Origin of the sequence: Nocardia sichangensis (assembly GCF_047200615.1) — a bacterium.
GTDB classification, from domain to species: domain Bacteria; phylum Actinomycetota; class Actinomycetes; order Mycobacteriales; family Mycobacteriaceae; genus Nocardia; species Nocardia sichangensis.
Genome location: NZ_JBJZOK010000039.1, coordinates 1 through 14575 on the forward strand (window position 1 = coordinate 1; position 14575 = coordinate 14575).

14 protein-coding genes are annotated in these 14575 nt (G+C 68.6%); 4 read left to right on the forward strand and 10 right to left on the reverse strand.

Annotated elements, in window-relative coordinates; translation table 11 throughout:
- Positions 1 to 433: 433 nt before the first annotated feature.
- The 6 genes from tyrS to ACL03I_RS34910 all read right to left on the reverse strand — a co-directional run bounded on the left by tyrS (position 434) and on the right by ACL03I_RS34910 (position 6748).
- Positions 434 to 1723: a tyrosine--tRNA ligase gene (tyrS, locus tag ACL03I_RS34885; protein WP_412808087.1), complete on the reverse strand. Its 1290-nt coding sequence runs from the start codon at positions 1721 to 1723 to the stop codon at positions 434 to 436.
- Positions 1724 to 2144: 421 nt separating this feature from the next.
- Positions 2145 to 2570 carry a DoxX family protein gene (locus ACL03I_RS34890; protein WP_412808088.1) on the reverse strand — a complete coding sequence of 142 codons (426 nt, stop codon included), beginning with the start codon at positions 2568 to 2570 and terminating at the stop codon, positions 2145 to 2147.
- A 107-nt stretch (positions 2571 to 2677) separates the two neighbouring features.
- Positions 2678 to 3319: a DNA-3-methyladenine glycosylase gene (locus ACL03I_RS34895; RefSeq protein ID WP_355080831.1), complete on the reverse strand. Its 642-nt coding sequence runs from the start codon at positions 3317 to 3319 to the stop codon at positions 2678 to 2680.
- Between the two features lie 192 nt (positions 3320 to 3511).
- On the reverse strand, positions 3512 to 4657 hold the full coding sequence (locus tag ACL03I_RS34900; protein WP_412808089.1) for a low temperature requirement protein A: 1146 nt from the start codon (positions 4655 to 4657) through the stop codon (positions 3512 to 3514).
- A gap of 25 nt (positions 4658 to 4682) precedes the next feature.
- The gene (locus ACL03I_RS34905; protein WP_356969060.1) at positions 4683 to 5573 is read right to left on the reverse strand and encodes an RNA polymerase sigma-70 factor; all 891 of its coding nucleotides are present in this window, start codon (positions 5571 to 5573) and stop codon (positions 4683 to 4685) included.
- Entirely contained in the window at positions 5570 to 6748 is a 1179-nt protein-coding gene (locus ACL03I_RS34910) for an NAD(P)/FAD-dependent oxidoreductase (protein ID WP_412808090.1), read from the reverse strand. Before ACL03I_RS34910 ends, ACL03I_RS34905 begins: the two co-directional genes overlap by 4 nt.
- A 244-nt stretch (positions 6749 to 6992) precedes the next feature.
- Between ACL03I_RS34910 and ACL03I_RS34915 the strand changes: the two genes are divergently transcribed.
- The 4 genes from ACL03I_RS34915 (at position 6993) to ACL03I_RS34930 (ending at position 10755) form a co-directional block, all read left to right on the forward strand.
- Positions 6993 to 8513, forward strand: coding sequence for a multicopper oxidase family protein (locus tag ACL03I_RS34915; protein WP_412808091.1), 1521 nt, complete (start codon positions 6993 to 6995; stop codon positions 8511 to 8513).
- Between the two features lie 87 nt (positions 8514 to 8600).
- The gene (locus ACL03I_RS34920) at positions 8601 to 9332 is read left to right on the forward strand and encodes an ABC transporter ATP-binding protein (protein ID WP_412808092.1); all 732 of its coding nucleotides are present in this window, start codon (positions 8601 to 8603) and stop codon (positions 9330 to 9332) included.
- Complete coding sequence (locus ACL03I_RS34925; RefSeq protein WP_412808093.1) at positions 9329 to 10123, forward strand: ABC transporter permease; 795 nt, start codon at positions 9329 to 9331, stop codon at positions 10121 to 10123. Before ACL03I_RS34920 ends, ACL03I_RS34925 begins: the two co-directional genes overlap by 4 nt.
- The gene (locus ACL03I_RS34930) at positions 10120 to 10755 is read left to right on the forward strand and encodes a TetR/AcrR family transcriptional regulator (RefSeq protein WP_355080819.1); all 636 of its coding nucleotides are present in this window, start codon (positions 10120 to 10122) and stop codon (positions 10753 to 10755) included. Before ACL03I_RS34925 ends, ACL03I_RS34930 begins: the two co-directional genes overlap by 4 nt.
- Positions 10756 to 10780: 25 nt before the next feature.
- Here ACL03I_RS34930 and ACL03I_RS34935 read toward each other — a convergent pair whose 3' ends face one another.
- The 4 genes from ACL03I_RS34935 to ACL03I_RS34950 all read right to left on the reverse strand — a co-directional run bounded on the left by ACL03I_RS34935 (position 10781) and on the right by ACL03I_RS34950 (position 14545).
- Positions 10781 to 11299, reverse strand: coding sequence for a L,D-transpeptidase (locus ACL03I_RS34935; RefSeq protein ID WP_355080817.1), 519 nt, complete (start codon positions 11297 to 11299; stop codon positions 10781 to 10783).
- 208 nt (positions 11300 to 11507) lie between these two features.
- The gene (locus ACL03I_RS34940) at positions 11508 to 11738 is read right to left on the reverse strand and encodes a Trm112 family protein (RefSeq protein ID WP_355080815.1); all 231 of its coding nucleotides are present in this window, start codon (positions 11736 to 11738) and stop codon (positions 11508 to 11510) included.
- Between the two features lie 9 nt (positions 11739 to 11747).
- A complete protein-coding gene (locus ACL03I_RS34945; RefSeq protein ID WP_355080814.1) occupies positions 11748 to 12302 on the reverse strand; it encodes a GtrA family protein in 555 nt (184 codons plus the stop codon).
- Positions 12299 to 14545 (reverse strand): hypothetical protein, encoded by a 2247-nt coding sequence (locus ACL03I_RS34950; RefSeq protein WP_355080812.1) that lies wholly within the window; start codon positions 14543 to 14545, stop codon positions 12299 to 12301. The genes ACL03I_RS34945 and ACL03I_RS34950 overlap by 4 nt, the downstream gene beginning before the upstream one ends.
- Positions 14546 to 14575: the final 30 nt, after the last annotated feature.

Below are 14575 nucleotides of genomic sequence, written 5' to 3' on the forward strand. Positions count from 1 at the left end.
ATGTCCGACCCTCCACACGGGGAGTGAAAAGGCCGGAACCAAAAAATATTTGGCACTGACATTCATCGACACACTATTGAGTTCTCAAAGAACACACGCACACACATCCGGGCCAGTCTCGACCGGACCTTCTGTGAGGCAACTTTCCCAGCCTAACCAAGCAACCAACCGAAGTCAAGACCATCGGCCGATCTGCGTCATACTGGGCTGACAGGCGCTCCTCGTACTACCTCGTTTCCCGGTCCTGCTCGGCGTTTCCGCTTCGCTTGGCTCCGGGTCGGAGTCCGTGTCGCTCTGACTTGGACTAAGTTACGCGGCGGATAACGCTACGTCAAATCGCCTGAACAACTTGGCGTTTCCGCAGGTCAACGGTGCACGATCGGAGTGATCGGCGGCTTGAATCACACGGATGTGATTCAAGCCACCGCGACCGTCATGCACCTGCCCGAAGAACCCCCGCCAGGTTCTTCTTGCCGCGCCGCAGCACGAGCCAGCGTCCGTGCAGGTAGTCGGCCTCGGCAGGCGTCCATTCGATGTCGGAGATCTTCGCGTTGTTCACGGCGGCGCCACCCTCGTTCACCGCACGCCTGGCGGCGCCGCGGCTCTCGCACAGGCCGGTCGCGACGAGCAGATCCACAATGGTGTTCGATTCACCCGCCTTGATCTGCGCGACCTCACCGTCGACGGCGGCTTCGCGCAGGGCCGCGCCGAGCGTCGCCTCGTCGAGCTCACGCAGTTCACCTCGGCCGAACAGCGCCTGGCTGGCCAGTTGCACCGCATGGGTGTGGGCCTCGCCATGGACCAGGGTGGTCATCTCGGCGGCCAGCCTGCGCTGCGCCTCCCTGGCGTGCGGACGCTCGGCGGTCGCACGCTCGAGTTCGTCGAGTTCCTCGCGGGACATGAAGGTGAACCAACGCAGGTAGCGCACCACGTCGGCGTCCGCCGTGTTCACGAAGTACTGGTACCAGGCGTACGGGCTGGTCATCTCGGGATCGAGCCACAGGCTGCCGCCGCCGGTGGACTTGCCGAACTTCTTGCCGTCCGCCGAGGTCACCAGCGGAACGGTCAAAGCGTGCACGGCCGCGCCGTCGACCCGGCGGTTGAGTTCGACGCCCGCGATGATGTTGCCCCACTGGTCGGAGCCGCCGACCTGCAGCGTGCAGCCGTAGTTGCGGCGCAGCTGCAGGTAGTCGTTGGCCTGCAGGAGCATGTAGCTGAACTCGGTGTAGGAGATGCCCTCGCCGTCCAGTCGTCGCTTGATGGTGTCGCGCGCCAGCATGACGTTCACCGAGAAGTGCTTGCCGATATCGCGCAGGAAGTCGACGGCGGACAGCGGCCCGGTCCAGTCCATGTTGTCGGCGATGACCGCTCCGGTCGGGGAGTCGTCCAGGTCGACGAAACGCTCGAGCTGGGAGCGGATCCGCTCGGCCCAGCTCGCGACGGTGTCGGTGGAGTTCATGGTCCGCTCGCCGACGTCGCGCGGGTCACCGATCAACCCGGTGGCGCCACCGGCCAGCACGATGGGTCGATGTCCGGCGCGCTGGAAACGCTTCAGCGCGAGCAACGGCACCAGATGGCCCGCGTGCAGGCTGGCCGCGGTGGGATCGAAGCCGGCGTAGAGGGTCAGCGGCCCGGCGGCCGCCGCCGCACGCAAGGCATCCAGGTCGGTGGACTGCGCGATCAGACCGCGCCAGGTCAGTTCGTCGATGATGTCGCCGCTCACGATGTCCTATCTTTCCGCACGAGGTTCGGGGCCACGTGTGCACCTCGGTCTCGGGCGCGCGGCGGTGTCGGTCGAATGATTTACATGCGAGCGGTCGAGGTGTCCGCCCGACCCGTTCGCGGAGACGGATCGCCGTCCGGTCTCGCCGCGTTCGGTGAACGAGCACAGGTGCGAGGTTCCGTGCCGCATCGGACCGCTACGCGGCGCTCGCCGCACTCGCGCGAGAGTTCGTGGTGGATGGCCGAGGCTCGCGGTCGAGACGGTCGTTCGACGACGAGCCCGGCAGAGTGATCGACGGTAGCGAGCACCTGGTGAGCGCACCGACCCAGAGCGCCCCAGGCGTCCACCGCGACGTATTACCCCGTAATGCGCATCGACGGTCGGTGGACCGGAGTCCACCGACCGTCCACTACGCGTGCACTCAGCGCGGCAGCATTTCCCGGACCGCGGCGATGCTGTCGCGGCGCTGGTAGGCGATCCAGGCGAACACGACGGCCAGCACCAGCGGGAACGGAGCCAGCGCGGGAGCGCCCAAGAGGAATGCCTGGGTGGCGGCCGCCAGCACCATGGTGACCGAAAGGCCGGAGGCGGCCAGGCCACTCAGCCGCGGCACGAGCAGACCTGCGCCGCCCGCGACCTCGACCAGGCCGGTGAGGTACCGGAACCAGTCGCCGAACCCGATCTCGTGGAAGATCCGCACCGCGTCGGACTGACCCACCAGTTTCGGCAGGCCCGAGGCGATGATCAGGAACAGGCCGAGCAGGATCTGCAGGGTCCACAGGGTGCGGTTGAGCGCCTTGCCGGGGCGGGCTACGGCGACGGTACCGGTGGTGGTGATGGCGGTCATGGTTCTGTCCTTCGGGTCGGTGGCGCCGGGTTGGTGGCGCGTTCACCTGATAGGACGGGAACCTTCGCGAAAACTCATCGCGCCGCGGCGAAAGTCTCGACGAGCCGTCAGACCGACTGCGCGGCGGACAAGGGAGCGCGCGGACTGCGCCGGTACACCGACACCGCCCGCGAACCCGGAAGCCAGAAACGCCACGGCACATCCGCCGCGCTGCTGACGCCGACCCGTGGGCCACTCGCGATCTCGGCGGCGTCGACGGGGCTGTCCAGTTCCAGCCGGATCGGCGACGACGGATCGAGCAGCGGAGTTCCGTAGTCGCTCAGAGTGATTCCCAGCGCACCGCCGAGATTGCCCGGGCCACGGGCCAAGTCGAGATCGGATCGGGCGCCGGGACGTCGCGCGCGCGCTGTCTCCAGTCCCGCGACGACCTCGCCGGAGCGGATGAGCGCGGCGCTGGCGATGCCGTCCGGTCCGCTCGTCACGTTGATGCAGGTGTGCATGCCGTAGCTGAGGTACACGTACAGCACACCGGCGGGGCCGAACATGACGCCGTTGCGCTTGGTCCGGCCGCGACCGGAATGCGATGCCGGATCCGGCCACGGCCCGGCCGGGTCTCCCCCGTAGGCCTCGACTTCGACGATCCGGACACCGACCGGGCCCGACCACAAGGTGGCCCCGAGCAGACGGCGGGCGGCGGCGGGAGGTTCGACGGCAAGTTCCTCGACAGATTGGGCACACACAGCCGCCATTGTCCTCGACGGCGACAACGGAGGCGGGGCAGCGCAGCCGCTCGGCACGGGTACCGCCTCGGCGCGAACGATCGCGACGAGGACATGACGGCGTGCCATGTGGCGTGAGCGCCGATCCGTACAGACCGACCCGACCCGCGACGACCAGCGGAAATCGTTGCCCCGGTCGACCGGAGCAGACAGTGTGCGCATTCAGATATACGCGCTGTGCTCGCCGGACCGCAGTGTGAGCAAGTCGTCGGCGATCACGGCGGCGTACGCCACGATCACGATCGCGGCCAGTTGCGCCCAGGAGACCCAGTAGACGCCGATCGGGGTGGTGGCCGCCACCGCGAGCGCCGCGAGCAGGCGCGCCCAGGGACGCGGCAACCGCAGTGCCAGGCGGAAGAAGAACTGACCGAGGAAGTACAGCGCGACGCCGCCGGAGAGCGCGGCGGCCACGGCGACCGGGCTCGCCACGCCGCCGCGGGCGATGCTCATCTGGATGCCCGCCGCGGCCACGATGACGCCGATCAGCAGTGGGTACAGGGCGTAGCCGTAGGCCAGTACGGCCGGCCGGGACCGTTCCCGGTCCGGCACCGCGGCCAGCGCGTGCTCGCCGCGCTCGTCGTCGACGCCGAAGTACGCCCACCACAGGACGTAGGCCAGGCAGAGACCGAGGCCCACGGTGGCGATCAACTCCGGCGTGATCCGCTCTCCGGCCAGCCCGGCGCCGATGGCGACGAGGGATTCGCCGATCGCGACGATCACGACCAGCCCGTGCCGCTCGCAGAAATGACTGGCTCGGACCACGAAGTCGCCCGTGTCGACCAGATAGGGGCTGATCACCTGCACCGCGAACGCCGATATCCAGCAGGCGTACTGCACCCAGTCGTGCACGAACCCACCCGCCAGCACGAGGGCGGCGGCCAGGGCGTTGAGCGGGGCGATCCGGCGGATCGCGGTGGTCGCCGACGTGCCGCCCGCCGAGGCGAACAGCGCGGTATGCACGGCGGTGACCAGGACGTATCCGAACCCGAAGGCGATGCCGGTGCCGTGGAACGCGTCCGGAATGGCCAGAGCGAGGACGAAGAAGGCGAACATGCCGACCAGCAGCCAGGTCCGCCGGGCGGAACTGTTCGGCGCGACCTCGTTGGTGAGCCACACGTAACCGGAATACATCCACCAGATCACCCCGAACAGCAGCGCCACCTGCGCGAGTGCCTGCCAGCCTGGATGGTGTGTGTAGACGTGCGACAGCTGGGTGATGGTGAGAACGAAGACGAGATCGAAGAACAGCTCGAGCGTCGAGGCCCGTACCTGTCCGCCGTCAGCGGACAGGGCACTCTGGTTGGTCACGGCTGGAGCCTAGAACGGCGGAAGATCACCCGAGCGCGTCGGTGCCCATGGAAAGGCCCTTCAGCTTGTACGGGTTGACCTGGAACCGGAGGTTCTGGATTCGTCCGTCGACGATGTCGTAGGTGAACGCGGCCACCGGGGAGCCGCCGATGAATACGAGCGCGCCGAGTTCACCGTTGATGCAGGCGGATTCGAATACGAAGCCCGCGACGACCGGCTTGGCCAGCACGCCGAGGATCCAGCGGGCCACGTGGTCGGGTCCGTACAACGGTCGGCGCGCCGCGGTGACCACGCCGCCGCCGTCCGACCACGACGTGACGTCCGGGGCGAGCAGATCCATCAGCGCGTTGAGATCGCCGCCGGAGCAGGCGGCCATGAATCGGGCGGTGACATGGTCGCGCTGCGCCTTGTCGGTGTCGAACCGCGGCCTGCGGGATTGCACGTGCTGCTTGGCGCGGTGCGCGATCTGCCGGATCGCGGGTTCCGGCCGGTCCAGGGTCTCGGCGATCTCGGCGTGCGTGTAGCCGAAGACCTCGCGCAGCAGGAAGACCGCGCGTTCGACAGGACTGAGCGTTTCGAGAACCACCAGCATCGCCGTGGAGACGGTGTCGGCCAAGTCGGTCTCCTCGGCGATGTTCGGTGCGGTGAGCAACGGCTCGGGCAGCCAGGGGCCCACGTAGTTCTCGCGGGTGGCCTTGGCCGAGGTGAGCCGGTTGAGCGACAGGTTGGTGACCGTGCGCACGAGGTAGGACTTGGGTTGCCGCACCGTCGACCGATCGGTGTCGTTCCACTTCAGCCAGGCGTCTTGGAGGACGTCCTCCGTATCGGTGACGGTCCCCAGCATCCGGTACGCGGTGGCGAACAGCAGACGTCGGTGTTCGAGAAACGGGTCCTGCTCGGTTGTCCGGTCGGTCATGGCTGAATTCTCCTGGTGGCTCGGCCACCTTTCGACAGCGCGACCGACACCGTCATCCGCTTGCTCAGCGCGAAGGTCGGTATCGGGCTGCTGCTGACGGTCTCCTTGTAGATGACCGCGGCGCGTCCGGCCAGGTAGCCGCGGCGCGGGCGGTCGTCGGCTTTGGTGAACTGGATGACCGCGTCCTTGCGACCGAGGCTGACCGGCTGGTGGAAATACCCGAAGCGGAACGGCCGCACGCGCTTGCCGCGCAGTTGCCGCGCGATGACGTCGGCGGTGTAGGCGGCGGTAGGCATCCCACTCTGGCAGGTCCCGTGGATCTGCCCCCATGCTTGACGGACCGCGGCGGCGTCGCCGATGGCGTGGACGGCCGGATGCGACACCGACCTCAGGGTCGGGTCGACCACGATCAGCCCGTGCGCGTCGGTCTCGATGCCCGCCCGCGCGGCCAGCGGTGACACGCGAACACCCGCCGTCCACAGCGTCAGGTCGGTGGGCACCAACTCGCCGCCGGCCAGTTCGACGGCGTCGGGCAGCACCTTCACCACGGCCCGGCCGGTCTCGCGGGTGACGCCGAGGCGATCGAGCGCACGATGCAGGTACGCGCGGGCGTTCGTCCCCATCATGGCCCCGAGCTCGCCGGTGCTGATCAGGGTGACGCGCGCGCCGGGATGACTCTCGGCGATCTCGGCCGCCGCCTCGATGCCGGTGAGGCCGCCGCCGCAGACCGCGACGGCGCCCCCGCGCGCCGCGACCTCGGTGAGGCGCTCGGCGAACCGGTGTGCGGTGGCGGGGTTGTCGAGGGTCCACGCATGGTCTGCGGCGCCGGGCACGATGGTCGTGTCCGCGGTGCTGCCCAGAGCGTAGATCAATTCGTCGTAGGGAAGACGAGTCGTCTCGTCGACGGTCACCTCTTGGTTCACCGTATCGATGGCCGTGGCCCAGCCCTGGACGAAGGCGACCCCGGTGCCTTCCAGCAGCGCGGGAATCCGGTGGTCCGCGAGTTGCTGACCGGCGGCAACCTGATGCATGCGCAGACGCTCGGTGAATCGGGCCGAGGGGTTGACCAGCGTGATCCGGACGTCGAGCGCTCGGGTGCGCCGGGCCAGCCGCACGGCGGCGAGCATGCCGGTGTAGCCGCCGCCGAGGACGACGATGCGATGTTCGGTGTTCATGGCAGTGCTCCAATGGTCGGGTCACCGGGGCAGGAATGGCGGATGGTGACGACCATGGGACAAATGACCGGACCCGGACGTGACACCCCGGGCTGTGTTCTGGGTCACAGTACGCCAGCCGCTTCCGATCGGTGCGTGATCCCGCACCCGGAAAGCCCGGACGCGGGCATCAGGGGTGGACCGGGGGTGGAAATAGGGATGCTCCCGGATGCGTTGGGGCACTTGCCATTTCTACCGTCGGTCCATGCCTTCGGATTTCCGGCCGCGCAAGCGGCGGTGGTTGCTCATCGTTGTCGTCTGCGTCGCGGCGTTGCCGGTCCTCGTGGTCGGTGGCGTCGCCTGGGTCTACGCCCGAGCGGACGTGTCCACGGTCGGGAAGACGGAATTCCGGAACGAACTCGCCATTCCTCCGCTGGCGCCGTCGCGGGTGGGCACCGACGGGACGCGCACGTTCGAACTCGACATGCGCGCCGGGCGAAGGGAATTCCAGCCCGGCCGGACTACGGAGACGTGGGGATTCAACGGCGACTACCTCGGGCCGACGCTGCGGGCGCGGCGCGGGGAGAACGTGGCCGTCACCGTGCGCAACACGTTGCCGGAGGCCTCCACCGTGCACTGGCACGGCATGCACCTGCCCGCGGCAATGGATGGCGGGCCGCACCAGATGGTGGCTCCCGGCGCGGCGTGGACGCCGCGGTGGACCATCGATCAACCGGCCGCGACGCTCTGGTATCACCCCCATCCGCACGGTGCGACCGAAACGCACGTGCGCCGCGGACTGGCGGGTATGTTCCTGCTCGACGACGAGGTGTCCACCGCCTTGCCCCTCCCCTCCGACTACGGGGTGAACGATCTGCCGTTGATCGTCCAGGACGTGCGGTTCGACGGCGCGGCGTTCGACTCCGCGCATGCGATGTTCCGCGACGTCGGGTTTCTCGGCGATCGGACGATGGTCAACGGCACGCTCGCGCCGTACCGCGACGTCGGCGACGAACTCGTCCGGTTGCGTCTGCTCAACGCCTCGACCGCGCGGATCTATACCTTCGTCTTCGCCGACGGGCGGCCGTTCTCGCTCGTCGCGACCGACAGCGGGTTGATCGAAAGACCGAGCACCGTGGACCGGCTTCGGCTGTCGCCGGGCGAGCGGGCGGAGATCGTGGTCCGGATGCGGCCGGGCGAGCGCACCGTGCTGCGCGGCGGCGAACTCGACGCCGGGCTGGATTTCTGGACTCAGCGGTTCTCCGGCGGCGACGACACTTTCGACATCCTCGAACTACGCGCGGCAAGTACGTTGCGGCCCGCGCCGGAACTCCCCGCGGTCCTGGCGTCTCCGACCACCCCGGACGGCGGTGATTCGGTGCTGGAACGGCATTTCGACCTGAACCTGGCCGGGATCAACGGCAGGCCGATGGCCATGGACCGCATCGATTTCGCGGTCACGCGCGGCACGGCGGAGACCTGGGTGGTGCGCAACAAGGACGGCATGCCGCACAACTTCCACATCCACGACGTGCGATTCCGCGTGCTCGCGGTGGACGACGAGCCGCCGCCCCCGGCACTGACCGGCCCGAAGGACACCGTCTTCCTGCCGCCGAACAGCACGGTCCGGCTGGCGATGCGCTTCGACGGCCCGGCCGATCCGGACGCGCCGTACATGTATCACTGCCATCTCCTCTGGCACGAGGACCTCGGAATGATGGGCCAGTTCGTGGTCGTGAACCCGGGCCAGGCGGCGGGAACACCGCCGGTGCGGCACGGCCACTGATTCCGGGAAAAGCACTCTTGCCGGTCGAGCGCGAGCGCGCTAAATTCATCGTACAGTGAATTCAACACTCGATGAATTGAGGCGACCGTGTCGCAAGCCAGCCCCTCCCCCGCCGTCGAGGTACGAGATCTGCGGGTCCACCGCGGCGGCCGCGAAGTCCTGCACGACGTCTCGCTGGCCATCCCGCGCGGCTCGATCACCGGGCTGCTCGGTCCGTCCGGATGTGGCAAGACGACGCTGATGCGCAGCATCGTCGGCACCCAGGTCATCGAATCGGGTGAGGTCACCGCGCTCGGCCACCCGGCGGGCTCCCCGACGCTTCGCCATCTGATCGGGTATGTCACGCAGGCGCCCAGCATCTACAACGACATCAGCGTCCGGGAGAACGTCGCGTACTTCGCCGCGCTCTACGGCCGCGATCGCGCCGACGTGGACGACGCGATCACGGCGGTGGGCCTGGCCGATCACGCCCAGCAACGCGGCGACGAACTCTCGGGCGGCCAGCTGACGCGGGCGTCGCTCGCGTGCGCGCTGGTCGCCCAGCCCGAACTGCTGGTGTTGGACGAACCGACCGTCGGCCTGGATCCCGTGCTGCGCGTCGAGTTGTGGAAGCAGTTCCACGAACTGGCCGCGAACGGGACGACACTGCTGGTCTCCAGCCATGTCATGGACGAGGCCGAGCACTGCGACCGGCTGCTGCTGATGCGCGACGGTCAGTTGCTGGCCCAGCTCAGCCCCGACGAACTGCGCGCGCAGACCGGCGAGCAGAACTTGGAAACCGCCTTCCTCACCCTTATCACGATGGGACAGAACGCATGACCGCCATCTCGGAAGCCGCGCCGAAGCGGACGCCGACGCTGCGCCCCTACGCCGCGACCACCGGCCGCATCCTGCGGCAACTGCGCAACGACCACCGCACCGTCGCCATGATCCTGGTGGTCCCCGCCCTGTTGATGGCGCTGCTGTATTTCATATACAAAGACACTCCGACCAACCCGCTGAACCCGGTGCCGCTGTTCGACCGGGTCGGCATCAGCATGCTCGGCATCCTGCCGTTCATCGTGATGTTCCTGATCACCGCGATCGCCATGCAGCGGGAACGCACCTCGGGCACGTTGGAGCGACTGCTGTCGACGCCGCTGACGAAACTCGACCTGCTCGCCGGATACGGCACCGCGTTCTCGCTGGCCGCCGCCGCGCAGGCGATCGTCGCCTGCTTGGTCTCGTTCGGTTTGCTCGGACTGGGCTCGGCGGGCAGCCCCGCGTGGGTGGTGCTGATCGCCGTCATCGACGCGGTGTGCGGGGTGGCGCTGGGTCTGCTGGCGAGCGCGTTCGCCCGCACCGAATTCCAGGCCGTACAGTTCATGCCGGTCGTGGTCGCCCCGCAGATCTTCTTGTGCGGCTTGCTCGTTCCCCGCGGCCAGCTGCCCAATTGGCTGGAGGTGATCAGCAACGTGATGCCGTTGAGCTACGCGGTCGACGCGCTGCAACAGGTGTCGACGCATCCGGAGGTCACCGGCCAGATGTGGCGCGATCTGGCCATCGTCGCCGGGTTCGCGATCGTCGCCCTGTGCCTCGGCGCGGCCACGCTACGACGGCGGACCGCGTGACGGCAGGCAACGGCGCCGAGCGTCCCGCTCGCACCGGCCGCCGACCCGGGCAATCGGGCGCCCGCGAGGCCATCCTCGCGGCCGCCCGCGCCCGGTTCGCGGATATCGGCTTCGACAAGACCTCCGTGCGCGCGGTCGCCACCGACGCCGGGGTCGATCCCGCTCTGGTGCATCACTACTTCGGCACCAAGCAACAGCTCTTCGCCGCGGTGGTGGAGTTGCCGGTGGATCCCGAGGCGACCTTGCGCGTCATCGAGGCCGCACCGCTGGACCGGTTGGGCGAGACCATTCTTCGCACGGTGGTCGCCGTGTGGGATTCGCCCGCGGGTCCCGGCGTGGTCGCGATGGTGCGCAGTGTCCTGGCCGGCAGTCACGATCCGTCCCTGGCCAGGGCGTTCCTCTTGGAGGTCGTGCTGGAACGCGTCCGCAGGCGGATCGCCACCCCGCAGGACGACGGCCGCGCCCGGATCAGCCTGGTCGCCTCGCAGATGATCGGCGTGCTGGTCGGCCGCAAGGTCATCGGAGTGGAACCGCTGGCCTCGATGTCCGCCGCCGACCTGGTCGCCGCCGTGGGCCCGACGCTGCAGCGCTATCTGACCGGTGACATCGGCCAGGAACCGGTGTCCCGGTGACCGCGACGAGGGGACGCCGGGGCCGTCACTCCACGACTTCGACGACGTCACCGGGCCACAGGTACTCGTAGAACGCCTTGGCACCCTCGTAGGTCATCCGGACGCAGCCGTGCGACTTCTTCTCGATCGGACCGACATGGAAGGCGATGTCGCCGTTGAAGAAGGTCGCGTACTCCATCGGAGCGTTGTGCATGGTGCTCCAGTGGAACTCCTTCTTGAACGAGACGTGGAAGACGCCGGGCGGCGTCTCGTATCCCGGCATGCCGTGCGAAATCGGCGTCGGGCCGTAGACCACCTTGCCGTCGTCCATCAGCCACGCCTCATTGGTGGACAGCCGCATGCACGCACGGGCCGCGGTGGAACACGGCGCCACGGCCGGAGGGGGCGGCGGAGGTGGAATGAGCGCGGGCAAACCGGGGATGTCCGGGCCACCCGGCCACAGTGGCTCGGCCTGCGCGGGCGTCGCCATGGCGAATCCCGCCGCCGCGACTGCGCAGGCCATCGCGCATCGAGCCGTCCAATTACGTAAACGCGAATCGCTCATGACGTTCCCGACCTCTCTCTCATACGCCACCTGTGCGCTGATCAGGTCGGTCGCAACGCCCCTGTGCTGGAGCGAGATGACCGTCTCGAAGTGCAAATGATCATGGCGGAGCCGGCTTCGAACGGTCAATGGACGCAAAACGACCGTGACGCATCCGTTGCCGCGCAGTGGGCGAGTCGTGAGGGAAAGGGGACGGCCGCGCGGAGGGTCAGGCGTCGCCCTGAGCGGTGAACGCTTCGTGCTCGGCGTCGGTGACGTCCCTGGCTTCGTCGACGAGCAGCACCGGGATGCCGTTCTCGATCGGGTATGCCCGCCGCAGGCGCGGGTTGTAGAGCAACGCGCTGTCGTCGGCGGCGCGGACCAGCCGCAGCGGGCCCTTGTCCTGCGGGCAGGCCAGCAGGCTCAGCAGTGTGGCGTCCAGGGTGGTGTGCTCAGGCATATCAGGAACCTACCTTCCGGCCGGGCCGGAACGAGAACCGTCCGCATCGGGGGCGGGCGTCCGGCGGAACGAGATGTGGCGATGACCGAAGAAGCTGGCGCCCGCCACCAGCGCCATCACCGCGATCGCCGACGGAATGCTCGGCAGGTGCAGCACCGAGACGCCCAATTGGAGCAGCACCATGTTCAGCACCAGTCCGCCGGAGTTCACCGCGACGAACGCGACGAAATCCCGCACCGTGCGCCCGCGCACCCGGAACACCAGGGTCCGGTGCAGGACGAACGCCACGAACACGCTGATCGAGTAGGCCAGGGCGGGCGCGAGCGCGGCGGGCGCCCGGTCGCCGAGTACCGCCAGCCACAGCACCGTCAGGGCCATGCCGAGGCCCGTGTTCACCATGCCGACGATGGCGAACGCGATCTCTTGCCGACGCACCAGGCGCAGCAGCGGACCCGGGTCCGCGCTCTTGGCTCCGGAACCCGTCTCGGCCGTGACACCCGCGGCATCGAAGCGCCGCGCGTCCGATGCAGGCGCGCCGACGTCGTCCGCCGCATCCGCGCTCATCGGGCGGCGTCGGCCAGGTGGGTTTCCGGCGTCACGGCCGCGTCGAGCGGGGACGGCTCGGCACCGGAACCTTCGTCGAGCCGCCGCCTGCCGCGCAGATACGCCCACTGCGACAGGCCGACGATGAGCAGGCCGAGCAGTGCCGCGGCGACGCCGATCCGCCACCCCGGCGGCTGCCACGACACCACCAGGTCACCGGAGCTGCCAGCCGGAAGATCCACGGCGACAAAGGTTTTCGCCACCAACGTGGAGGGTGTCTCGCGACCGTCGAGCGTCACGCGGTAACCGGGCCAGCCGAGCCGCGCGAAGACGATTCGGCCGCCCTCCGTGGAACTCACCCGCACCCGGCTGGTCGTGTCCGACTCCCCGACCGAGGTGGCAGTCACGCCCTGGGTGGCGGCGATCCGGCCGTCCCGCGCCGAGATCGAGCCGTCGGTGCGCTCCAGCACCGAGATGTACTTCTCGTGCCCGGGGTAGTCGACCCAGCGCCAGCCGGGCGGCGCGGGCTGGTCGCGCGCGTCCGGGTACAGAGCGCGATGCAGTACCACCCGGTCGACTTTCATCAGGTCGACGATGGTCCGGCCGGTGGTCGGCTCGGTCGCGAACGCGCGCCGGTAGGCATCGGGACAGACGCTGGTGTCCCAGCGCATGCACAACGTCTCGCCGAACCAGTAGTGCCCGTTGGGGGTGTATCCGCTGACGTAGGTCAGCTCGAGGTCTTTGGCGTAGTTGCCGAATACCAGCGATCCGTACGCGCCGGGCAGATTCCGTTCCTGCGGCGGGATGAGCATGCGGTCGCCGAGTTGCAATGTGGTGCCGGGGAAGTCGGGGAACGCGGCTTTCATCTCCGAGCGGTTCTCCGGCAGATTCCAGCCCATCGGCGTCGGTTGCGCGTCCCGCACCTGGAGGTACGCGATGGGGAAGACCGAAACGACGATCAGCGCGCACGCCGCGGCCACGCCCCGGCTGCGCCCGAGCCATACCGCGACGGCGCCGAGCGCGGCCACCCCGAGCGCCGCGACGACGTGCCGGATCACCTCGTGCGGCGCGGCCGAGAAAGTGCGCACCCACAGCAGGCCGATCAGCACCGCGGCCGCTGTGCCACGCCGCCGCCAGTCCCGCACGGTCGCGAAACGGCCGAGCAGCACGCACACCAGCACCAGCAGGCCGAGCGCGATCATCGGCAACACCCGCGCGGGCCAGCGCAACGGTCCGACCGCGCCGGGACCGGCCGTCCACATCAGCGCCATCACCGCGAACAGCCCCGGCGCGACGAGCTCACGCGCCGCGCCGAGCGCCTTGCGCCAGTCGACGAACGCCAGGGCGGGAATCAGGAACCACGCGATGTAGACCACCGGCATCGGCTGCACATAGCCCCACCAGGAACTGAACGCGGGCAGCGTGCTGGGCAGGCTGGCGTTCAGCGACTCCGACCACGGCACCGTGAGGAACTGGTCGTTGTTGATCTGCGCGGTGCCGCGCCAGGTCACCTTCGCCGACAGCATGCTCGGCAGGTAGGTGGCCAGTCCGGCCAGCGCCGCACCGGCGGCGACGGTGAGCAGACGCACCGACGGACGCCACGCCTTCTGGTACACGAGTTCGCCGATCGCGACCGCGACCACCATCAGCCCGGCCTCGACCGCCGGGAAAATGTACTGCACCGAGATGGCCAGATACAAGAAGACGAAGGTGGGAATCGGCCCGCTGCGCCCGCGGGCGTAGCGCACGCCGGAGGCCCAGGCGTGAGCCATCCAGGCGGTGCCGGTGAACGCGGTCATCCAGCTGGACTCGTCGAAGAACAGCAGCCATCCGGTGAACGGAATGGCGGCCCCCGCGACCGCCGCCCACGGCGCCTTCGCTCCGTAGGCCAGGCAGATCCGGTACACCCCGAGCGCCAGGATGATCGCGAAGATCAGTTTCACCACGGTGGCGTACAGCGCGAGGTTGTCGACCGAGGGCGCGATCAGATCGATCAGCAGTTGCGGCGGATTGAGCAGCCCGGCCTCTTCGATGGTGTAGTTGCCCGCCATCCAGTGCTCGGGGATCATGCCGGGCAATCGTCCCTCGCGCAGGTACCGGCCGAGCATCACCCACAGCGGCGCGTACTGCGATTCGGTGTCGTCGGTATAGAAATGCCGGACGTTGGCGAGTAGCACCGCACCGTATCCCGCGATGACCCCGAGCGCCGTGATGACGCCCCATGTGCAGACTTCGCGCGAAGGAAAGGTGCTACGTTCGGCCACGAGTTCCAGACCCTACCGTCACCGCGGTGC

Excerpts from the sequence above, each read along its gene's own strand:
- ACL03I_RS34890 (WP_412808088.1), bottom strand. The coding sequence starts at position 2,570 with ATGACCGCCATCACCACCACCGGTACCGTCGCCGTAGCCCGCCCCGGC.
- ACL03I_RS34895 (WP_355080831.1), bottom strand. The coding sequence starts at position 3,319 with ATGGCGGCTGTGTGTGCCCAATCTGTCGAGGAACTTGCCGTCGAACCT.
- ACL03I_RS34905 (WP_356969060.1), bottom strand. The coding sequence starts at position 5,573 with ATGACCGACCGGACAACCGAGCAGGACCCGTTTCTCGAACACCGACGT.
- ACL03I_RS34910 (WP_412808090.1), bottom strand. The coding sequence starts at position 6,748 with ATGAACACCGAACATCGCATCGTCGTCCTCGGCGGCGGCTACACCGGC.
- ACL03I_RS34915 (WP_412808091.1), top strand. The coding sequence starts at position 6,993 with ATGCCTTCGGATTTCCGGCCGCGCAAGCGGCGGTGGTTGCTCATCGTT.
- ACL03I_RS34925 (WP_412808093.1), top strand. The coding sequence starts at position 9,329 with ATGACCGCCATCTCGGAAGCCGCGCCGAAGCGGACGCCGACGCTGCGC.
- ACL03I_RS34935 (WP_355080817.1), bottom strand. The coding sequence starts at position 11,299 with ATGAGCGATTCGCGTTTACGTAATTGGACGGCTCGATGCGCGATGGCC.
- ACL03I_RS34940 (WP_355080815.1), bottom strand. The coding sequence starts at position 11,738 with ATGCCTGAGCACACCACCCTGGACGCCACACTGCTGAGCCTGCTGGCC.
- ACL03I_RS34945 (WP_355080814.1), bottom strand. The coding sequence starts at position 12,302 with ATGAGCGCGGATGCGGCGGACGACGTCGGCGCGCCTGCATCGGACGCG.